The sequence below is a fragment of the Cytobacillus gottheilii genome, from assembly GCF_900166665.1.
GTDB lineage: Bacteria > Bacillota > Bacilli > Bacillales > Cytobacillaceae > Cytobacillus > Cytobacillus gottheilii_A.
Map to the genome: position 1 here is coordinate 3,770,136 of NZ_LT800494.1, position 18,938 is coordinate 3,789,073.

At 39.1% G+C, this 18,938-nt stretch carries 17 protein-coding genes; 6 read left to right on the top strand and 11 right to left on the bottom strand.

Annotation, left to right across the window (positions count from 1 at the left end):
* Positions 1 to 364: 364 nt before the first annotated feature.
* Entirely contained in the window at positions 365 to 949 is a 585-nt protein-coding gene (locus tag B7E07_RS18605) for a hypothetical protein (RefSeq protein ID WP_139785663.1), read from the top strand.
* A gap of 214 nt (positions 950 to 1,163) precedes the next feature.
* Here B7E07_RS18605 and B7E07_RS18610 read toward each other — a convergent pair whose 3' ends face one another.
* Together B7E07_RS18610 and B7E07_RS18615 are read right to left on the bottom strand one after the other, a co-directional pair.
* On the bottom strand, positions 1,164 to 2,825 hold the full coding sequence (locus tag B7E07_RS18610) for a glycoside hydrolase family 13 protein (protein WP_080848319.1): 1,662 nt from the start codon (positions 2,823 to 2,825) through the stop codon (positions 1,164 to 1,166).
* A 101-nt stretch (positions 2,826 to 2,926) separates the two neighbouring features.
* On the bottom strand, positions 2,927 to 4,066 hold the full coding sequence (locus tag B7E07_RS18615; protein WP_080848320.1) for a DUF2515 family protein: 1,140 nt from the start codon (positions 4,064 to 4,066) through the stop codon (positions 2,927 to 2,929).
* A gap of 83 nt (positions 4,067 to 4,149) precedes the next feature.
* Between B7E07_RS18615 and B7E07_RS18620 the strand changes: the two genes are divergently transcribed.
* Both B7E07_RS18620 and B7E07_RS18625 read left to right on the top strand, forming a co-directional pair.
* Positions 4,150 to 6,027, top strand: coding sequence for a terpene cyclase/mutase family protein (locus tag B7E07_RS18620; RefSeq protein ID WP_080848321.1), 1,878 nt, complete (start codon positions 4,150 to 4,152; stop codon positions 6,025 to 6,027).
* A 115-nt stretch (positions 6,028 to 6,142) separates the two neighbouring features.
* Positions 6,143 to 6,658 (top strand): CBO0543 family protein, encoded by a 516-nt coding sequence (locus B7E07_RS18625; RefSeq protein WP_080848322.1) that lies wholly within the window; start codon positions 6,143 to 6,145, stop codon positions 6,656 to 6,658.
* Positions 6,659 to 6,680: 22 nt separating this feature from the next.
* Here B7E07_RS18625 and purU read toward each other — a convergent pair whose 3' ends face one another.
* Positions 6,681 to 7,580 (bottom strand): formyltetrahydrofolate deformylase, encoded by a 900-nt coding sequence (gene purU / locus B7E07_RS18630; RefSeq protein ID WP_080848323.1) that lies wholly within the window; start codon positions 7,578 to 7,580, stop codon positions 6,681 to 6,683.
* Positions 7,581 to 8,137: 557 nt separating this feature from the next.
* Between purU and B7E07_RS18635 the strand changes: the two genes are divergently transcribed.
* Together B7E07_RS18635 and B7E07_RS18640 are read left to right on the top strand one after the other, a co-directional pair.
* Positions 8,138 to 8,515 carry a hypothetical protein gene (locus tag B7E07_RS18635; protein ID WP_080848324.1) on the top strand — a complete coding sequence of 126 codons (378 nt, stop codon included), beginning with the start codon at positions 8,138 to 8,140 and terminating at the stop codon, positions 8,513 to 8,515.
* The gene (locus tag B7E07_RS18640; RefSeq protein ID WP_080848325.1) at positions 8,512 to 9,015 is read left to right on the top strand and encodes a hypothetical protein; all 504 of its coding nucleotides are present in this window, start codon (positions 8,512 to 8,514) and stop codon (positions 9,013 to 9,015) included. The genes B7E07_RS18635 and B7E07_RS18640 overlap by 4 nt, the downstream gene beginning before the upstream one ends.
* 58 nt (positions 9,016 to 9,073) lie before the next feature.
* Here the strand turns inward: B7E07_RS18640 and B7E07_RS18645 are convergent, their stop codons facing one another.
* Together B7E07_RS18645 and hemG are read right to left on the bottom strand one after the other, a co-directional pair.
* Positions 9,074 to 9,523: an NUDIX domain-containing protein gene (locus B7E07_RS18645; protein WP_080848326.1), complete on the bottom strand. Its 450-nt coding sequence runs from the start codon at positions 9,521 to 9,523 to the stop codon at positions 9,074 to 9,076.
* A gap of 375 nt (positions 9,524 to 9,898) precedes the next feature.
* Positions 9,899 to 11,287 carry a protoporphyrinogen oxidase gene (gene hemG / locus B7E07_RS18650; RefSeq protein ID WP_080848327.1) on the bottom strand — a complete coding sequence of 463 codons (1,389 nt, stop codon included), beginning with the start codon at positions 11,285 to 11,287 and terminating at the stop codon, positions 9,899 to 9,901.
* 242 nt (positions 11,288 to 11,529) lie between these two features.
* Here hemG and B7E07_RS18655 point away from each other — a divergent pair, with 242 nt between their 5' ends.
* Positions 11,530 to 12,006 (top strand): glutathione peroxidase, encoded by a 477-nt coding sequence (locus B7E07_RS18655; RefSeq protein ID WP_080848328.1) that lies wholly within the window; start codon positions 11,530 to 11,532, stop codon positions 12,004 to 12,006.
* A gap of 279 nt (positions 12,007 to 12,285) precedes the next feature.
* Here B7E07_RS18655 and B7E07_RS18660 read toward each other — a convergent pair whose 3' ends face one another.
* The 6 genes from B7E07_RS18660 to B7E07_RS18690 form a co-directional block, all read right to left on the bottom strand.
* Positions 12,286 to 13,278 carry a bile acid:sodium symporter family protein gene (locus B7E07_RS18660; RefSeq protein ID WP_080848329.1) on the bottom strand — a complete coding sequence of 331 codons (993 nt, stop codon included), beginning with the start codon at positions 13,276 to 13,278 and terminating at the stop codon, positions 12,286 to 12,288.
* A 294-nt stretch (positions 13,279 to 13,572) separates the two neighbouring features.
* Entirely contained in the window at positions 13,573 to 14,550 is a 978-nt protein-coding gene (locus B7E07_RS18665; RefSeq protein ID WP_080848330.1) for a proline dehydrogenase family protein, read from the bottom strand.
* Between the two features lie 790 nt (positions 14,551 to 15,340).
* Positions 15,341 to 16,963 carry a BCCT family transporter gene (locus tag B7E07_RS18675; protein WP_080848332.1) on the bottom strand — a complete coding sequence of 541 codons (1,623 nt, stop codon included), beginning with the start codon at positions 16,961 to 16,963 and terminating at the stop codon, positions 15,341 to 15,343.
* 492 nt (positions 16,964 to 17,455) lie between these two features.
* Positions 17,456 to 17,644 (bottom strand): hypothetical protein, encoded by a 189-nt coding sequence (locus B7E07_RS18680; protein ID WP_080848333.1) that lies wholly within the window; start codon positions 17,642 to 17,644, stop codon positions 17,456 to 17,458.
* Between the two features lie 370 nt (positions 17,645 to 18,014).
* Entirely contained in the window at positions 18,015 to 18,389 is a 375-nt protein-coding gene (locus tag B7E07_RS18685) for a permease (protein WP_080848334.1), read from the bottom strand.
* Positions 18,389 to 18,607, bottom strand: a complete 219-nt coding sequence (locus B7E07_RS18690) for a helix-turn-helix transcriptional regulator (RefSeq protein WP_080848335.1) — start codon at positions 18,605 to 18,607, stop codon at positions 18,389 to 18,391. Before B7E07_RS18690 ends, B7E07_RS18685 begins: the two co-directional genes overlap by 1 nt.
* Positions 18,608 to 18,938: the final 331 nt, after the last annotated feature.

Consider the following 18,938-nt stretch of genomic DNA (forward strand, 5'->3'; position numbering starts at 1 on the left):
GACATTAGTATTTAACACTCTCATATAACCGAATGGTTAGGAAGTCATCTTTCTAATCATTCGGTTTTTTTATGATTATTAAATATATTTTATTAACATGAGTGAAATGGAGCGGAGGACACTCGACTCCTGTGGGCAATAGAGGAAAAGATGAGACCCCGCAGGAGCTTGCTCTGAGGAGGCTCAGCTTCCTCCCCACGGAAAGCAAGGGTCCGCAGCGCAGGTGGAAAGGGCCCATTTACCAGCATAATCCATGCTAAGATTATTCGTATATTCGTATTTTGAAAAGAAAATTTAGTTTTGATCCAGTCTCTTTCTATTGAGGGAAATATTTCGACAACTCCATTACCTTTTATTGTATTTAATGTTAAAATTAATAAAAAGAGAGAATAGATTAGGGGGAGTTTTTCTGAAAAAAATAGTATCTATCAGTCTGCTGAGTCTTTTTTTCCTGACAGGCTGTCAATTCCTAAATATTAGTATTGGCGCACTAGACACAACTAACTTAAAAGACATTACTGAAGAGCAGCAGGGCAATTCACCGATCACTTACGAAGCAGCTACTGTAGAAGAAGGCCTCGATGCTCTTCCATTCGACATGACCTTACCGGAAGAACTGCCATTTGAAGCAGAACCCTATATGCCTCCTGTGATCAATGATCTGAACGGTGATGGCAAAATGATCATCGCTGATTTCGGAGCACGCTCTGCAAATGAAAATGAAGAAATCCTCTTAAGAGTAAAAGTGGATTATCCTGTTTCAGACAGCAGTTATCCCAATTATGAAGAAGTGGAACTGAAAAAAGGTGTAACAGGCTATTACCTAAAAAGCGCACTATCTTTCCAAATCGACGATGTCGCCTTTACTGTGGTATATATGAATGATGATATTCCTGTGGAACAGCATGGAGAGGAAATCATCGCAATCGCTAATCAGATGATTGAATAGATTGGGAGATCACAAGGGAGTTTGGAGTTATACTTCAAACTTCTCATCTCGTAAGTATTTATTACCCAAAAATATAAAAAGGTCAAAGAGAAACACCCTCTGACCTTCAAATTTAATTCTTTTATCATAAAATAATAGACTAACAACCAGGATATCCGCCGTTATTTTGATTTATCCGCCGTCAAAAAATTTTATCCGCCATTCTATAAAATCACTACAAAGAATAAACAATTCCTTCATAAGGAGACAGCTTTCCATTTTCCCTGGCATCCTCATTTGCAATCAAAACAGATGCATCTCCAATGAACCGCAGTATCTCCTCATCCTCAATCACTAGCTCATGATCCGAGAAGTTACAGAGAACCAACAACTGCTGATTTCCTTCTATACGCTTATAGGCAAAAATATGAGGATGCTCCCTCAGCAGCAATTCAAATTTTCCTGTTGTTATAATGTCATGTTTTTTCCTCAGTTGAATCAGGTTTTGATAATAGTAGAAGATTGAATTTTCATCATTTAAAGCCTGCTCTGCATTGATGTCGGTGTAGACCGGATTAGCCTTGATCCATGGTGTGCCTGTTGTAAAGCCGCCGTTTTCCTCGGTGTTCCATTGCATCGGCGTTCTGGCATTATCTCTGCCTTTTTTATAGATAGCCGCCATTAATTGCTCATGATCCCAGCCTTGCTGTTTGCGGTCATCATACATATTAAGCAATTCAATATCACGGTAATCCTCTAATTTATCAAAACGGACATTGGTCATCCCTATTTCTTCACCTTGATAAATGTACGGAGTTCCCTGCAGCATATGCAGACAGGTGGCAAGCATTTTGGCTGACTTGACACGATATTCCCCATCATTCCCAAAGCGTGATACAATGCGCGGCTGGTCATGGTTATTCCAATACAAGCTGTTCCAGCCGACACCATGCAGAGATGTCTGCCATTTTTCTAAGTTTTCTTTTAAATCCTGAAGATGTAAATCGGTAAAACTCCACTTGTCCCCATTTTTACTGTCTAAGTCCATATGTTCAAACGTAAACACCATATTCAGCTCGTGATTTTCTGGATTTGTGTAAATTTTTGCGTCTTCTGGAGCCGCACCCGGCATTTCGCCGACTGTTAACACATCATATTTGGAGAGGACCTTCTTATTCATTTCGCGTAGGTATTCATGAATTCTCGGCCCGTTAATATAATGCTGCCCGCCGTTTCCATAAGCATCACCTGGATTTTTTTCACCTTCTGGGAAATCTGGATCCTTTGATATAAAATTAATGACATCCATTCTAAATCCATCAATGCCTTTATCCAGCCAAAATTTCATCATGCTATAAACATCTTCTCGTAAGCTAGTATTTTCCCAATTTAGATCCGGCTGTTTTTTAGCAAAAATGTGAAGATAATATTGCCCGGTTTCCTCATCCAATGTCCATGCCGATCCGCCAAAGGTTGAACCCCAATTTGTCGGGGGCTCTCCATTATCCTTTCCATCTCTCCATATGTAATAATCGCGATAATCACTGTCCTTACTTTGCTTTGATTGCACAAACCACTGATGCTCATCCGACGTATGGTTCACAACCAAGTCCATCACTAGCTTTAACTCTCTCTTATGCATTTCTTCCAGCAGCTGTTCAAAATCTGCCATCGTTCCATACTGATGAAAAATCTCCTGATAATCTCGAATATCATAGCCATTATCTTCTTGCGGAGAATCATAGATCGGTGAAAGCCAGATGACATCTACGCCAAGCTTCTTTAAATAATCAAGTTTGCTGATGATGCCTTGAATATCCCCGACTCCATCTCCATTGCTGTCCATAAAGCTTTTCGGGTAAATTTGATAAACTACACTTTTTTTCCACCATTCCATTACGAATCACCTTATTCTATATAATTTAATGTAAACGCTCTCCTCATTATCCACAAAAACAATGAAAAGAGCAAACGTTTGCACAAAATTATTTTCAAATCTCAAGTAAAGATGGATATTACTTTTTTTGCAAGAGCTGCAAGCTCTAATCCCTCTAACGACTGACAATAATCAGCTTCAATTCTTCCGTTTCCTGCAACCTCTTCTTCTTTCATTAAATATAAAATTCGCCAATCTTTACACCACTCTTCTGCCTGTGCTGGTTCATGGTCAAGCGTATCCCATACTGCTAAAAGCTGCGGACTATATAAACGACTGCTGGCGACTTTCAAATGACATCCTTGAAGCTTGGCTGTATAAGCAGAACCTGGCACTTTGTCTTGTATATCACTAAAGAGATGTGACCAATAATCCTTTCGTGAGCCTGTATGCTGGTTTGCAGCTGCCCATTGCTCCGCTTGATTTCTTTCAGCGCTAAAAAGAATCTGGTACAGTTTTTTCCCAAATCGTATCCGTGCCTCCACATGCTGGAATTGATGAACAGTATCCCCTTTTAACGAAACATTTCCATCCTGCATGTATGGAAAAAGAATGTGATTAAATGCCAAATAATCCTGCAGTTTAAACTCCAATGTATCTACAACATTCTTTTGAAAGACCGCATTATTCATCACTCTGTTTTGGATATAATTCTGTTCATTGATGATTAACCCATGTGTTAAGACCACGACATCTTTACTTTGCAGATAATGATTCCAAATCACCTCCATAAAAGCTGAAACATGAAAATCAGCTAATAAATGGAACCTATTTTTACGTGTTCTTTTCCATTCTCTATAAAGCAGAAGCTGCGGATATGCATCCTGGAAAATCAGCCAGTTTCCTCTTTCTAAGAAGTTAAAAAAGGCTTTTTGTTCTTCTCCGTTTAAAATTCTGGATAGAAACTCACCGCGTAAATCGGTCATGTTCCAGCCTGCATTTCTTGAAACCATATGTGCCAAGAAGGACCAATGAATCTCCGGACATTCCTGGTAGTAATCGTAGTAGGCCTGCGTTCTTGTCACATTATTTTTATTTAATCTGATTGTCTCAGCTTTAATTTTAGCTATAAGTTCTTCGTCCTCGGCTGAATACACTTTCACACTCTGCTTCTCTTTCAGCACTTTTTTCAATTCTTTTTTGAGCGGCTGCAGTTTAGGGGGCAATCTCAGTTGTTTTAGCACTTTTGAAAGTACGTCCATGCTTCAGCCTCCTTATCTTTGTGAATGGTGTTTCCCTCTTCAGAATATGTATTATGGAAGATTGTTTCGAGGAGGTTTAGAAGATGAACATTACTCAGTCTATTGATCACTTGATCACACGTCTAAAACAGGATCAAACAGAACAGGGTTCATGGGAATATCCATTCGAGACGGGGATTACGACAGATGCCTATATGATCATTTTATTAAGGTCATTAGAAATTGATGATGAACAATTGATTGAAGAATTAGCACAACGGATTATGAGCAGACAGGAACAAAACGGAGCTTGGAAGCTTTTTCACGATGAGCTTGACGGAAATATCTCGGCAACGATTGACTCCTATTACGCCCTTCTTTACTCACGCTATTATCAGAAAAATGATGCGCGCCTTCGTGCAGCCAGAAGATTTATCTTAAACAACGGAGGAATGGAAAAAGCGAATATGTTCACGAAAATGATGCTTACCTTGACAGGGCAGCAGCGCTGGCCAGCTTTTTTTCCGCTTCCCATTGAATTTATTCTTTTGCCGTCATCCTTTCCGATCAACTTTTACAGTCTCTCCGTTTATGGCCGCTCTAACATTGCACCCATCATGATCTTAGCTGATAAAAGATTCCGGCTAAAAACCAAAAATCGCCCCGACCTCCGTGAACTGTATGGAAACCGCGATGATGCTTTTTTCAGCTGGTCCCGCTCAAATGAATGGCAGCAGGTTTTTTCTGCTATCAAAAACAGCCTCACCTATCTTGCCGGCCTGCCCGCCCAATTGCACAGTATGGCAGTTAACCAGACAAAGCAGTATATCCTTGGCCGAATGGAAGAGGACGGAACATTTTACAGCTATTTCAGTTCCACTTTCTTTATGATCTATGCGATGATCGCGCTTGGACATTCTAAGCACGATCCTATTGTCCAAAATGCCATCAATGGTTTGAAATCCATGAAAACAGCCATTAAAGGAACCACCCATATGCAATATACGACCGCTTCCATTTGGAATACAAGCTTAATCAGCCATGCCCTACAAGAAGCAGGCGTTTCTTCCGGCGACCCCATGATCGCGAAAGCAAATAATTTTTTACTCCAAAAACAGCATCGCAAATATGGCGATTGGGCGGTGCATAATCCTCAAAGTCTGCCTGGCGGCTGGGGCTTTTCAAACATTAACACCATTAACCCTGATGTGGATGACAGCACGGCCACTCTTCGTGCCATTACAGTGGACGCATCAAATCATAGCTCTGTCTTATATGCATGGGACAAAGGCACAAATTGGGTTACCTCGATGCAAAATGATGATGGCGGCTGGCCGGCTTTCGAAAAAAATACGGACAGCAGATTTTTCTCCTTTTTGCCGATTGAAAAAGGTGAATTTATTCTTACCGATCCTTCCAGTGCTGATTTGACCGGAAGAACGCTTGAATACTTGGGACAATATACAAATATGGGGAAAACCTTAGCACCAATGAAGGATGGTATCCGCTGGCTTGTCTCAAATCAGGAAAGCAATGGTTCGTGGTATGGCAGATGGGGAATTTGTTATATATACGGCACCTGGTCAGCTTTAACAGGATTAGCAGCAGCAGCCGTTCCTCCAAAGCATAAAGCAATTGAAAAAGGCAAAAGCTGGCTCAAAAAAATTCAAAATGCTGATGGAGGCTGGGGAGAGTCATGTAAAAGCGATTCTAACATGATCTACACTCCGCTAGGAACAAGCACATTAACACATACAGCCTGGGCAGCCGACGCACTGATTTCCATCTCAGACCACCCAACCCTTGAAATTAAAAAGGCAATTTCCTTTCTAATTCAAAACATAGATCAAGATGATTGGACAACAGATTATCCGCACGGCCAAGGAATGGCTGGAGAATTATATATTCATTATCATAGCTATCGTTATATATTTCCGCTGCTCGCACTTGCTCATTATAAAAATAAATGGGGTGAATCATAACAATTCGATCCAGCAGCTGCTGGATCTTTTTTTAAAAAAGCGTATTCATATCTGCTGAGAAAATGGACAATCTAGTAGGTAAATGCTGTTTCATTTGTACTATGAGGTGATGTTTATGAATGATAAAAAGGTTCTGCATATCATTACTGCTATAAGCATGGCAGGCTGGTCCCTGCTATTTCGCAAGAAAGGAGATACGAAGGATTGGTTTTTAATTTACTTTATCAAGTCTCTAATTTCAACGCTCATTGACATTCCTGTTGTCAAAAGAAAATACGTGCGCTATCCTATTCGATATTTTCCGAAAGTATTTCAGTCCAATATTGTTTTCTTATATATTATCTTTCCGTTATTATGTGTGAGTTACAACCAGTTCACATACAAAATGAAGCCTTTAAAAACACTCTTCAGCGTGTTACTGTTCAGCATTCCCATGACACTGATTGAAGGAGTACTTGAAAAGAAAACACGGCTGGTAAAGTATAATAAGGGTTGGAATGCTCTCTTTACATTTCTCACGCTCACTGGTACGTTCTGGATTGTGCGACTGTGTATTGGTGTCATCCGATTGCTTGATCAAAAGCTTAACAGTAATTCAGCAACCCCGGGCGAAAAAGAGCAGGGCGCATGATAGATCGCCCTGCCGCACGTGATCAATTAAAAATGATCGTTTTATTTCCATGTACAATCACCCGGTCCTCCAGGTGCCATTTAACGGCACGAGCTAGAACATTGCGTTCAATACTTCTTCCTGTCCTTTTCAAATCATCCGCATGGTCGCGATGATCCACCCGTATAATATCCTGCTCAATAATTGGTCCTTCATCTAATTCATTTGTTACATAATGCGAAGTCGCTCCAATAATTTTCACGCCGCGCTGATACGCCCGGTCATATGGGCGTGCGCCAACAAACGCCGGCAGGAAGGAATGATGAATATTAATAATATTAAAGGGGTGAGCTTCCACAAAATCGGGAGACAAAATTTGCATATACCGCGCTAATATAATGGTCTCCACTTTATAGTCCAGCAAGAGCTGTAGCTGTTTCTCTTCCGCTTGCCGTTTGTTGTCTTTGCTCATCGGGATATGAACAAAAGGAATGCTAAACGATTCTACCAATTCTTTTGCTGCAGTATGGTTGCTTACGACAAGCGAAATGTCTGTGATTAATTCACCGCTTTCCCATTCCCATAAAAGCTCGCGCAAACAATGCAGTTCCTTTGAAACGAATATTGCTGTATTTTTGAGCTCGGAAACAAATGTCATCTTCCACTCCATCGAAAAGTTTTTTGCAATCTTAGTAAAATCCTCTTGTAATAAGCTCTTTTTCTCCTGCAAATCTTGACACTCAAATTCAATGCGGATAAAAAACGATCCGCCCTCTGGATTCGTGGAGAATTGATTCGATTCCATAATATTTGCTCCATTTTCAAATAAAAACTGCGAGACAGCAGCCACAATTCCCGGCTGATCCGGACATTGAATTAGCAGCCTGCCCCGGTTTTTCATCTTCGTTTTGAACGATTGGAACTGATTTGAACTTGTATGCATCTGAAACCACCACCTGCCTAAAAGGATATGGTGTATTATAGCAAATTTGACAGAGATAAAATGTGAATTTTTTAACTTTTCTTTGTATTCGTGCGGGAGGCTGCACTAGAATATAAGACTGGATGGCGGTTTTAAACTTGATTTAGGGAGATAGTCGTTGATTTTATACCCTTGTTGCGGACTTTCTCTTTCAATTTCGGGATTCCTATCATGTTTTAGGGACTTTCCTATCAATTTCCTATCATAATTCCGGGATTTCCTATCAAACCGCCATTCTAGAAGGTAATGTGACCTTTCGAGCATGAGTCTATCGTCCGAAGGCAAGATCCATAGCCATACAGAAAAAAGTAGCAGTTTCTCCTTATATTCTCATAAAGATATGACTATTGTGGTATTTTGACGAATCTCATCGAAATTCGGCAGTATCCAGTGTATAATAAAATAGGTTTAGTGACATGCTTTAGTAATTACTGCAAGGTACATACTATGCCCGCTATGTTCAGTTACACATAATGACAGATTGATAGATGCATTTTTCATTTTTAGGAGGAATTAATATGGGTTGGGTAATCGCACTTTTATTTGGTGCAGCCGCTGTGCTGCTCGTACTATCTTTTATCAAGGCGAGAAAAACAGCTGCAAGTACGGATCAGCAGATCGATCAGCTATCATTTTCACTAATGGATGAAATCCATCAATTAAAACAGCAAATTCGTAATCTTGAACTTGACAGCGAAATTGTGGATACGGAAGCTGGCATTACTGCAGAAGAAAAAGAACGTAAGGTTACACTAAGAGAAATGCTGGAGATGCATCGCCGCGGCTATTCATTTGAAAGCATTGCAATGAAAATGAAGCTTTCGCCTACTGAGGTACAAGAAGTTCTTGCTCCTTATATGAAACAACAGGATGAAAGGAGTAAGGTTGCTCAATGACAGCTGGTACAATGCGCAGTTTTGCAGCAGGCCTTTTGGCAGCTGCCACTTTAGTCGCCATCGTTTATTTCCTTAGTCCTAGTGAAGCTAAAACGACAGAAGCAAAAGAAATGCAAGAAGAAGCAAAGGCTTTAACAGAAGATGAAATGAAAGCAGCGTTAACTGATCAAGATTATGTGATCCTTACTGAGGATGAATGGAGCAAGCAGCTTGCTGATGCAAAAGCATCTGCTGAACCTGAAAAAACAGAAGAGCCTGCGAAAGAAGATGAAACGGAAACGGCTGAAAAAGTTGTATACCGCACGATGCTGACTGTTACTTCGGGAATGACCAGCATTGATGTCGGTGATGCACTGGAGAGAGCGAACGTCATCGAAAACGCTAACGACTTCTTTAAAGAAGTTGAAAACCGCGGCTTATCCAACGAATTACGCCCCGGCACCTTTGAAGTTGAGAGCGGCATGACCATGGATGAATTGGTTTCGGTTATCTTTAACTAATAGGAAAAATACAGCGAGTAATCGCTGTATTTTTTTGTGTGTATTTCTATAGTAAAATTTACTCTATAAATGCAACTAGTTTTAGATCCACCTCATCTATGCACTTAATTTTCTGCTGACCGTCCCATAGTGTAATTGCATCTGTCTCTACATTTTCTCGAAATGGCTGAAGATTTTCTAGTACAGTAAAATAGACAGGATTATATTTGATTTCATTACTTGTATTGTTCTTTACTTTTAACAAACCTCTAAATTCTAAATCGTCCACTATCTGGCCAGTTTCTTCATATAGTTCACGTATTGCACACTCTTTTGGTGTTTCACCATTTTCCCGCTTTCCTGCTGGGAATTCCCATTGTTTTCTGAAAGTGTTATAACATAGCAAATACTTATTGTTGCTTTTGACAACAGCATAGGACCCAGCCAATCGAGGGTATTCCGAAACTTCTGCTTCATTTATATCTAGGAATTCAAGAAATTCAAATCCATTATTTTTGGTGTAACTCATTTGCTCACCACCAATACCTAATTTCAAAGTGAAAGAAATACAATAGTCATCTTATCAACATTTATATTCTATTTCTATAAACTTAAAAACACTTCCATTCGTTTTCTGCATAAATGTCTTATTTCCCTCCAGATCTTCTTTATCAGCTTCCAAATCATAAAATGAATATAAACTATCATAACGCTAAGTCAATGTAATATCTTCAGCTTGTTCTTGTGTAAATACAATAATTTTTTAATCTATATTCCCACACCACCATACTGAGATAGTTCTATATATTGCTTTATATTCCTGCACCGCTTTTTTGTTTTAGTTTTGTTTTACAAGAAATTAGATCAAATCAAAAAGGCAGCCTATCCAGCTGCCTCCCTCGCTTCACGCCAACTCTGTTATAACCTTCTTCGCAGTCTTCTCCCCATTTTCAATACAATCCGGCAAGCTTACCCCATAATAGGAGCAGCCGGCAAGTTCGATGCCTGGATAGATGTCGGCAAGTTTTTGTTCTAGGCTGGTTACTGTTTCTTTATGGTCAATTAAATAATTTGGCATGCTGTTCTCCCAGCGGGTAATTTCGCTGATGGCTGGTGCAGCATCAATTCCTAATGCTTTTTCCACATCGGTTAAAGCTGTTTGCAGCAGCTCTTCTTCTGTCATCTTTTCAATAGAAGCATAATTGGTCAAGCTGCTTTTATAAAAAAGGCGCAGTAAAAGGTTTCCGCTCTTAGACGTATGAGACCATTTTCGACTGGACCATGTGCATGCATTGCATGTTAATTCGTCTGGATCTGCTGATATGAAGCCCGTTCCATCAGCAGGCAAGACGCTGTCACGCACTTCAAAGCCAAGGTAGACACTTATTAAAGAGCTGGACTTTAATTGCTGAAAGCTATCCTGCAGCTCCTGGTCAGCAAGCATGTTTTCAGCAGCTTTGTGTGGAATGCTTAAAATGATATGATCCGCAATAATCTCTTCTCCATTTGTAAAGGTAACCTTGTACTGGCCATCCTGCTTTTCGATTCGCTCTGCCTTGCTATTCATAAGGAGCTGTACATCCTCCATACGGTCTGTATAGGCAACGATAAGTGTATCCAGTCCATTTTTAAATGATAAGAAACGTTTTTGTCCGCTGCTTTGATACATTTCAAGATTTGCTTCAAAGCCTTTAATAATACTGCCAAATTCATTTTTATATTTGAGCACACTCGGCAAGGTAGCTGAAATCGTCAATTGATTCAGATCACCAGAATACACACCAGATAGTACCGGAGCAATTTGCTTTTCCACAAGCTCTTTTCCGAAAAAGTGCTCTAGAAATTCTCCAATTGAATCTTCTTCTGTAAAGTGTTCATTTTTTGTATAAAAATCCTTTAAAGCGGCAATCTTTCCCTCCGCTGAAACAAGTGTGCTCTCAGCCAATGCCTCAATCGTTCCAGGAATTCCAAAGACCGAGTTGGAAGGGATTGGATGAAGCTGGCCATCTGAGTAAATATAAGACTTGCCTGATGCGTTGTATACTACTTCTTCTTCAAGCTCCAAGTCTTTCATAAAAGACATGGAATGAGTTTTACGTGTAACGATTGAATCTGCACCAGACTCCATAAGAAATCCATCTTGTTTAACAGAACGGATTTTCCCGCCCAGGTGATCTGCTCCTTCTGCAAGGATTAGTTTCACATTTGATTTATTTTCTTTTTTCCACTTTTGCAGTTCATACATGGCAGCCATTCCCGTAATGCCGCCGCCGATGACTAATACTGTTTTCACAATGTACACCTCAGTTATCTATCATTTAGATCTATATAGAGTGTAACATATATTGATTAGATCTCTTTTATGCATGATTGCGAAAGTTTGAGGATTATGTGACAGATTATGTTTCAAAAGAGACTTTTTGCAGGTGATTTTATGTGGGAATAGTTAAGAAAAAACTCTCAATTGCTTTTCCCTATAAAACACCTTAAAATTAGATCGTACACGATTTAATTTTACGTTAGGGAGGAAATAAAATGAGCACCATACATGATTTTCAAGTAAAAATGACAAATGGCAATGAAAAATCATTAGATGAGTATAAAGGTAAGGTTCTGCTGATCGTGAATACAGCAAGCAAATGCGGGCTAACTCCTCAATTCGAAGGTCTGCAAGGTTTGTATGATAAATACAAGGATCAAGGCTTAGAAATATTAGGCTTTCCTTGTGATCAGTTCAATAATCAGGAGTTTGATAATATTGAAGAAACGACACAATTTTGCCAGCTCAATTATGGTGTGACCTTCCCGATGTTTGGAAAAATTGACGTGAATGGAGCAAATGCAGATCCGTTATTTTCCTACTTAAAAGAACAGAAAAAAGGCGTTTTATCGAAAAATATTAAATGGAACTTTACGAAATTCCTTGTAGATCGCAATGGCCAGGTCATTGAACGGTATGCACCTACTACGGAGCCGGGTAAAATTGAAGATGATATAACCAAACTATTATAATTAATATTCATAGACCTTCATATGAGCGATCGATATGAAAGGTCTTTTTTATCGGCTGATTTCGCAAATATTGTTGCTTTTACATTAATGTACAAAGATTTCCACTTCAGAATACTCGCTTCAGGCGGGGCGGGAGCTGAGCCTCGCACTCTTACGTTTCAATCAAACAGACATATAACTAAATGCCCCTTTGAAAAGTGATTATTAAAACAACAACCGCTAAGAAAAGAACCTTATAAAAAAGAAGTACCGCTTTTATCAAGCAGCACTTCTTCCACTCTATCCTATTGGCGTATGTTTCACAGCCTGTTCTGTGTGATCAACTCCAGCCTTTTCCTTCTGTTCCACAACCGGTTTTTTCGCCCAGTATGTAGCCAAAATTGGACCTGAAATATTATGCCAAACCGCTCCTAAAGCACTCGGAATAGCAGCGACCGGACCAAAATGTGCAGTAGCAAGTGTAACCCCAAGCCCTGAGTTTTGCATACCTACTTCAAGTGCAATGGCCCGGCGTTTGCTTTCATCAAGACCGCACAATCGAGCTGCAAAGTATCCCAGCAGTAAACCTGCACCGTTGTGAAGCATAACTGCGACAAAAACAAGCACTCCTGTTTGTGCAAGTCTTTCAGCATTACCTGATACAACGGCTGAAACGATAATCATAATAGCAGCAACAGAAATCAATGGCAGGACACCGATACTCTTCTCTACTGTTTTTGGGAAAAGTTTTCGAATCAATAATCCTAACGCTATCGGTACAATAATAACTTGAACAATCGATAAAAACATAGCAGCTGCGTCAACCGGCATCCATTGACCAGCCAATAATAATAAAATAATCGGCGTAACCAAAGGTGCGAGCAATGTTGACAATGACGTCATTGCAATTGATAATGGCACATTACCTTTTGCTAAAAAGACCATTACGTTTGAAGCCGTTCCTCCTGGTACAGAGCCAAGAAGTACAAGTCCTGCCGCAAGTTCAGCTGGTAAGTTCAATGCTGTTGCGATTAGAAAAGCAATAAGCGGCATGATGGTAAATTGTCCAATAAACCCAATTAAAACGGGAAAAGGATTGGTAGCAATCATTTTAAAGTCTACAGGCTTTAACGTTAAGCCCATTCCAAACATTACTACACCTAGAAGAATTGTCACATAGCCTCCCAGCTGCTGGAATGGTTCTGGCACTAGAAAAGCAATAACCGCAATAACTATCACCCATACGGCAAAAAATTTACCTGCGATTGAGCTGATGGTTTCTAATAGTTTCATTATAATAACCCCTGTTCTTTTACTTTTAGTATTTTCTTAATTAAATACAGTAATCTCCTCACCCATTAAATAGGGTTCTTACTTCTGAATAATCTCATCACATTTAAAAATATCACTCATATGGATACCGCCCCTTAAATATTTTAATATTCATTCTACTAAAGAATCTGAATAATTAAAACAATAAATTTTATTTTTTGTCAGAAAATCTTCCACTTTGCTTGCAATCTATTCCTTATATCCTTTGAGAAGATATAAAAAAGCCTGCTCGTTTTCAACGAACAGGCGATCGATTTATTTATTTCTTCTCTTCGTAAGTCTGCCAAGCAAAAAGGCTCCTGCAGCCACACCAATAAATGTATTCGTTTTCTTTGTAAATACTTGTTTAGCCACAAGATTTAAGTTTTGCGGTCGTTCAGCTAATCTACGCATAAAATATCCATACCAGTCATGGCCGAAAGGAACATATGTGCAGAAGTTATAACCCTCGCTGGCAAGCTCCAGCTGCATATCTTTTCTAAAGCCATACAGCATCTGGAATTCGAATTTATCATTCGGAATCTGATGCTCTTTAACAAACTGCTTCACATGATTAATCACCCGATGGTCATGTGTTGCGATGGAAGTGAATTTGCCATTTAGCAGATGCCACTCAATCAGCTGAATATAATGTTTATCTATTTCTTCCTTTGTTTGGTATGCAACATCTGCGGGCTCTTTATACGCTCCCTTTACAATGCGCAAACGGTAATTTTTATATTTTTCAATATCATCATCAGCTCTAAAGAAATACGCTTGAATCACTGTTCCAAGATTGTCGTATTCTTTTGAAAGCTCATCGAGCATATCGAATGAAGGCTGCAATCTTTTGTAGTCTTCCATATCGATATTGATGAAGATGCCATATTGATAAGCCCGAGCTGCAATTTCTCTCAGGTTCTCTAAGCAAAAAGAGTAATCAATATCAAGGCCCAGCTGGGACGGCTTTAAAGAGATATGCGCATCTGCTTGATGTTCATGAATGGCTTCAATCACTTCAAGAATTTGATTTTTTGCTTCTGCAGCTTCACTTTTTTCAAATACAAATTCGCCAAGATTATCTACAGTACAAGAAATCCCCTTCGCATTAAGCTCTTTAATACTCTTAATCGCTTCGGTTAAGTTAGTGCCTGCAACAACACTTTGAGCACCCAATTTTAACCCATATTTTTTCGCCGTATTATTTAAGAATTGATTTTGGGAAAGGCCAATAAACACATCTTTTAACACCATAGCGATTACTCCTATTCATATAAAATTTACAAAATAAATTATAGCATATTTTTTTAATTTAGCCTGTTTTTCGAATATTTCAACCATCAAATTTATACAAAAGGTGACAAAAACCAACAAAGTATAAGAATCTTATTTATGTATACCCTCCCTTTTGCTTCGTAACAACATCCTTACACATTCATATTCACTTTTTCAGCGTTCAAAGCTATAATTTTTCTTAAATAATTTTAACTCCAAAGGGGAGTAGCTAACAGTTTCGTCGTCAATACGTGATGATTTTCATCACCGGCTAAACTGGCAACAAAATGTTTTTTGCGAGACCTTTGCCATAGCTGGTAAAGGATAACTTATAACAATAAAACCTTTACCAGTCTTGGTAAAGGTTTTTTTTATTAGCATTCTACTATATTTTCGGCTTTAACTATTTAAGAGGGGAACTGCGATCTAACATATATGTCTGCCTCATTCATGATTAAAAAATATGGAGCAGCAGGTATTCGTTAAACATAACACGTATTCAGCTTTTCATCTTGTCACTTTCATTGTGACCGTTAAACTTTACACGATTTCATCTCTTACATTGGAAAAACATAACCCTCCAAGAACGTTAACCTTTTATAATGCCGCTTTTGAAGATAAAACGGAAATTAAGGATGCTTCATTAACAACAAGCATGATAGATAAGAACAAATATAAAGCAAGGACAGAGTTGACACACTTTAGATCTTCGACTTTTTTAAACCACAGAAAAGGGTCCAAGGCATTTGCCTCAGACCCTTTTCTTTCTTTATGACACGGTAGCACTATCTTCACTCAATTTATTTGATTTCTGCTTTTTCTCTTTTACACCCTTGGCCTCTTTTGCTTCTTTAGCCTCTTTTTTGGCTGTGCTTGCATTTTTCACTACTGCTTCTTGTTTATAATCAGCTCTCATTACTTTGAATATTGAGAAATTCATCAGCAAGAGTATGATAACAAATGGCAATGCAGCAATGATGGAAGCTGTCTGCAATCCAGACAGTCCGCTTGCAAGAAGCAAAATTAATGAAATTCCACTCATAAGAACACCCCAAACAATTCTGATGCGAAGTGGAGGATTGAGTGAGCCCCCAGTCGACATACTGCTCAAAATAAAGACGGCTGAATCAGCAGATGTGATCAAGAATGTAAAGATTAATAGAAGCACCAATACGGAAACAATTTCTGTAAATGGCAAGCCTGCTAATGTGGCGAACAAGGCACTAGTAATGTCATTGTTCACGGCAGCTGCGATTGTACCGCCTTCAAATAAATCCATATGAAGAGCCGTTCCGCCGAACACAGCGATCCACAGTAAAGCAATGGCTGGCGGTGCGACCATTACACCTAGAATAAATTCGCGAATGGTACGGCCTCTTGAAACCCTAGCTACAAAGGCTCCAACAAATGGTGCCCATGCAATTGCCCATGCCCAGTAAAACACAGTCCAGTCATAAACCCAGTTTCCGCCGCTATAAGGATTTAGTCTGAGACTATAAGAAATGAAGTTAGTAATATAATCCCCAATTCCCACAACTAGAGTGTCTAAAATGAACACTGTGGGACCTGTAATAAATACAAACATCATAAACACAAGAGCTGCACCTAAGTTGAAGTTACTTAACCAGCGGATTCCTTTATCTAATCCTGTTGTAGCAGATAATAGATATAAGCCTGTTAGAATAAGCATGATGATAATCAGCGTCCATGGCGACTCTGCAAGTCCGAAAGTGGATGTAACTCCTCCATCAATTTGCATAACCCCTAAGCCGATGGAAGTTGCCACACCTAACACCGTTGCAACAATGGCAAGAATATCAACAAGTCTCTTGGTTGGCTTTTCATGTTTCCCTTTTCCAATAATAGGGGAAAGTGTTGTAGATACCATTCCGTCTTTGCCCTTTTTAAATTGGAAATACGCCATTGCAAGACCTACAATTCCAAAGACGGTCCATTGACTAATTCCATAGTGGAAAAAAGAGTAGCCCATCGCAATTCTTCCAGCCTCAGTAGACTGCGGCTCTACATCTGCAAATGGAGGTGCGAAGAAATGCGACATAGGTTCCCCGATTCCATAGAATACGAGAGCTACACCGAAACCGGCAGAAAACAGCATACCAATCCAAGTAAACAGCGGATATTGTGGTTTTTCATCTTTACCGCCCAGGCGAACTGATCCGTATTTACTAAATATTAAGTAAATTAAAAAGATCGCAAAAATGAAGATCGCCCCTAAATAAAGCCAGCCAAAGTTATGCGTGGTAAATTGTAGGGCTGTGTTTGCTACATTTGCAAACGCCGTTGGCATGAACGCACCTGCCAATACTAAACTTGCTATAATAACCGCCGATGCGTAAAAAACAATATTTAATTTTTTCTTTTGAGAATTCATTGATTCTTCCTTTCAACTCGTTTTAGTACGAAGGGAAAGAACTTTGGTAATTTTATAAAATAGAAGTAAATTGCGAAGTGAATCGAAGCGAATGAAACTAGAGTTTAGTGTAAGATAGAAATTTCGCCGTAAAGAATTAATTTTCATATCTTCATAATCTCTTTGTGTACTGCATTCTTTATCTGCAAGAGACAGATCCCCTTCTTCAGTACACTATTACGAATATATGAAAAACAATTCCATTTCCAATTTGTTCTGCTATCCTCCTTCCTTGTATATCAACTTATCATACCTAAAAAACAATATCAACCGCTCAGGCTGCTGAAGAAAATAGACAGCCCATGGTTCCCCCTTACAACTAAAGGGATTAGCCATACCCTTCTTTTCCCTAAATAAAATAATATTAAACCTTTGTTTCTAAATTTATAAAATGATTTTTATAGTTTGCTCTTACAGATGACAAATGGCTGGCAAAAGCCAGCCACACCATGATCAATAATAGTAATATGGCGGATAAAAAGGTCGATAACCAGGATAACCGCCAAAACCAGGTGTAAGAAGTGCACCTGCTGCCAGTCCTCCAACAAATCCACCTAGAAATGGCCCGCCAAAGCCATATCCGAATGGTCTTCTGCCAAATCCTCCATATCCAAATCCATAAGGTCTTCTCATTCCATACATGTTAAAAGGCCCCCCTATAATAGTTAATTGGCTTTGCGCAATGCTAGCCCTTCTCTTTTTTTATGCACTGGACAATAATTTATAGATTTTCGCGTGTAGATGCAGAAGAGAACTGAAACAAAACTGCTTTTATGCATAGCCAATTTATAAGATAAAATATGCGGGACATTCGTTTATGCTTAAGACAGTTGCCTATATCTGTTAAAAAAAGAAGGAAAATGCTGATCTTTGAATTAAGTTTTCCTCACCACGAAAGCTGCCAAGAACGTTTCTTATGCGTACTGTTTGTTTCATTGGTCAGTAACTGAAGTAGGAATAACCTTATCAATCGACATTATTCCCTAGGAAATAAAGGGATTGAACAATGTTTTCATATTTTTTTAGAATATATGACAAACGATGAAAAGACAGTACAAATCATTAATGTAGCCAAAATATGAAGCATTTGCAATGCACTAACTTCAAGCCAGCCAAGCTGTAAGCTGAACTGGAAGAGAATCAAATAGAGCATAATGGCCAAAAATGATGCAAACATTCCCTTCTGCTTAATCAGTTTTACTCTTTCATCATTTTCTTTAAATTGCGGAAATAAGTAGCTTAAACAAAAGGACATATAAGCCATGGCAAGAAGGATATAGGTTATGGATATGGGTGCAGAGTCAGCCATAATTCCGGCAAATCCTACAAATCCCCCTATAATTGTGAAGAATATTCCCATGACAAAGTAAGTTTTCCGTGATTCCATTATTCATCCTCCTTTTTTAGGTTGCTTCCTTCATAAATAAATACATGCTCAATGGTTGTTTCAAAAGCAGACGCAATTTCAAAAGCCAGCGGCAAAGAAGGAAAATATTTTCCTTTTTCAATTGATATAATGGTCTGCCGCGACACCCCAAGCTTGGCTGCAAGTCGCTCTTGCGAATAACCAAACGTTTTCCGTAACTCAGGCAATCGATTTTTCACTTCATCACCTCTCATTATTTCTAATTTATAGTAAAGGGAGCTTCACGTCAAGTTTCCTTTACTATCGATGTATACAAAAGACAGAGGCTGGGAAAAAACAGAAATACTATTTCTATAACACGAATGTTCATTGGCGTGGTTTGCGTGTTTATACAAGGCGGTTCCATTGCGATGCAGATACTGTTTTTCCGTGGGATCAAAAAGATGAGCCTCCTCGAAGCAAGGCCCTGCGGGGTTTACCCTTTCATCTATTGCCCACAGGAGTCAAGTGTCCTCCGCTCCACTTCACTCATGTTTAGAAATATTAAAAAAATAAAAAACCGAATAATTA

What these genes read in the sequence shown, in the direction of transcription:
- B7E07_RS18665 (WP_080848330.1), bottom strand. Translation starts at nt 14,550, where the DNA reads ATGGTGTTAAAAGATGTGTTTATTGGCCTTTCCCAAAATCAATTCTTA.
- purU (WP_080848323.1), bottom strand. Translation starts at nt 7,580, where the DNA reads ATGCATACAAGTTCAAATCAGTTCCAATCGTTCAAAACGAAGATGAAA.
- B7E07_RS18625 (WP_080848322.1), top strand. Translation starts at nt 6,143, where the DNA reads ATGAATGATAAAAAGGTTCTGCATATCATTACTGCTATAAGCATGGCA.
- B7E07_RS18615 (WP_080848320.1), bottom strand. Translation starts at nt 4,066, where the DNA reads ATGGACGTACTTTCAAAAGTGCTAAAACAACTGAGATTGCCCCCTAAA.
- B7E07_RS18640 (WP_080848325.1), top strand. Translation starts at nt 8,512, where the DNA reads ATGACAGCTGGTACAATGCGCAGTTTTGCAGCAGGCCTTTTGGCAGCT.
- B7E07_RS18605 (WP_139785663.1), top strand. Translation starts at nt 365, where the DNA reads ATGTTAAAATTAATAAAAAGAGAGAATAGATTAGGGGGAGTTTTTCTG.
- B7E07_RS18645 (WP_080848326.1), bottom strand. Translation starts at nt 9,523, where the DNA reads ATGAGTTACACCAAAAATAATGGATTTGAATTTCTTGAATTCCTAGAT.
- B7E07_RS18655 (WP_080848328.1), top strand. Translation starts at nt 11,530, where the DNA reads ATGAGCACCATACATGATTTTCAAGTAAAAATGACAAATGGCAATGAA.
- B7E07_RS18675 (WP_080848332.1), bottom strand. Translation starts at nt 16,963, where the DNA reads ATGAATTCTCAAAAGAAAAAATTAAATATTGTTTTTTACGCATCGGCG.
- B7E07_RS18610 (WP_080848319.1), bottom strand. Translation starts at nt 2,825, where the DNA reads ATGGAATGGTGGAAAAAAAGTGTAGTTTATCAAATTTACCCGAAAAGC.
- B7E07_RS18635 (WP_080848324.1), top strand. Translation starts at nt 8,138, where the DNA reads ATGGGTTGGGTAATCGCACTTTTATTTGGTGCAGCCGCTGTGCTGCTC.
- B7E07_RS18680 (WP_080848333.1), bottom strand. Translation starts at nt 17,644, where the DNA reads ATGTATGGAATGAGAAGACCTTATGGATTTGGATATGGAGGATTTGGC.
- B7E07_RS18685 (WP_080848334.1), bottom strand. Translation starts at nt 18,389, where the DNA reads ATGGAATCACGGAAAACTTACTTTGTCATGGGAATATTCTTCACAATT.
- B7E07_RS18660 (WP_080848329.1), bottom strand. Translation starts at nt 13,278, where the DNA reads ATGAAACTATTAGAAACCATCAGCTCAATCGCAGGTAAATTTTTTGCC.
- B7E07_RS18620 (WP_080848321.1), top strand. Translation starts at nt 4,150, where the DNA reads ATGAACATTACTCAGTCTATTGATCACTTGATCACACGTCTAAAACAG.